We start from the raw sequence: 1,597 nt of genomic DNA, 5'->3' as shown, positions 1-1,597 counted from the left end.
GGAATGGCGCGCAGGTCTTCGATTTTTTGCGAGGCCTTGCGCGACGCCGGGCGCGAGCCGATGTTGAGCTCGGCAATTTCGCGGATCGGCGTGGCGCTGAAGAAATACTCGGTGAAGCCGGGGGTTTCATACACCAGCGCGCGGTAGGCGGCCATGCTGGCTTGCGACAGCTGGTCGGCGGCTTGCAAAAACGCGCTGGTCGCGGGCTTGGTCGGCTGCAGCAGCGTGGCTTCCAGGGTGGCGGCCACCAGGGTTTCGAGGTTGCGGCGGCCGATTTCGGGGTTCGCGTATTTGGAACCAATGACCTCGCCCTGCTCGGTCAGGCGAATCTGCCCGCGCACCGTGCCGGGAGGTTGCGCCAAAATCGCCTGGTAGCTCGGGCCGCCGCCGCGGCCCACTGTGCCGCCCCGGCCGTGGAACATGCGCAACTGGATGTTGTGTGAGTTGGCCAGCTGGTCAAACAGCTCGACCAGTGCGATCTCTGCACGGTAGAGCTCCCAGTTGCTGGTGAAAATGCCCCCATCCTTGTTGCTGTCGGAGTAGCCCAGCATGATGTCCTGCTCTGCGCCGCTGCGCTGAACCAGCTGCGCGATGCCGGGCAAGGCATAGAACTCGCGCATGATGGGCGCGGCATGGCGCAGGTCTTCTATGGTTTCAAACAGCGGCACCACGATCAGGTCGTGCGTGGTCTGGCTGTCCAGCGTGCCGTGCATCAGGCCCACTTCTTTTTGCAGCAGCAGCACTTCGAGCAGGTCGCTGACGGTTTCGGTGTGGCTGATGATGTAGTGGCGAATGGCTTCCTTGCCAAAGCGCGCGCGTGCCGTGCGGGCGGTCTCGAAAATGGCCAACTCGCTTTGGGCGTGCGCCGAATAAGTGGTGCCCACCACGCGCAGGGGCCGGGCGTCATTGAGCAGTTGCATCAGCAGCGCGCGTTTGGCGGCTTCGTCCAGACTGGCGTAATGGGGCTCGACGCGTGCCACGGCCAGCAGTTCGGCCACCACTTCTTCGTGCTTGTCTGAACTCTGGCGCAGGTCCACCGTGGCCAGGTGGAAACCAAACACTTCCACCGCACGAATCAGCGGGTGCAGGCGCTGGGCAATCAGCGCTTCGCCATGGTGGGCCCGCAGTGACTTTTCAATGGTGCGCAGGTCGGCCAGAAAATCTTCGGCCAGGGCATAGGCGTTTTGCGGCGCCACGGCATGGCGCGCCGCTTCGCCGCCGGCCAGTGCCTTCAGGGTGGCGGCCAGCCGGGCATAGACCCCGGTCAGGGCGCGGCGGTAGGGTTCGTCCTTGCGGTGCTCGCTGGTGTCGGGTGAGCTTTCGGCCAGCAGGCGCATCTCGGGACTGAAATCGACCAGCATGGCCGACATCGACAGCTCGCCGCCCAGAAAGTGCACCTCGGTCAGGTAGTGGCGCAGCGCCACATCGGCCTGCCGGCCCAGCGCGTATTCGAGCGTGCCGGCGTTGACGTTGGGGTTGCCATCGCGGTCGCCGCCTATCCATTGGCCCATGCGTAAAAAGCTGTGCACCGGATGATGGCCGAGCTCGCGCTCCAGGTTGGCGTAGAGCTTGGGAATCTCGCGCAAAAAGGTCGCTT

Annotated in this window: 1 protein-coding gene; it reads right to left on the bottom strand. The window is 64.4% G+C overall.

Annotation, left to right across the window (positions count from 1 at the left end):
- On the bottom strand, positions 1-1,597 hold a 1,597-nt coding region (locus tag Q8K05_RS17050), incomplete at both ends, for a phosphoenolpyruvate carboxylase (RefSeq protein ID WP_305247805.1).

Origin of the sequence: Polaromonas sp. (assembly GCF_030682935.1) — a bacterium.
Lineage (GTDB): Bacteria > Pseudomonadota > Gammaproteobacteria > Burkholderiales > Burkholderiaceae_C > Polaromonas.
Note: the sequence above shows the minus strand (reverse complement) of the source record. Positions and strands in the feature narration are given on the sequence as shown.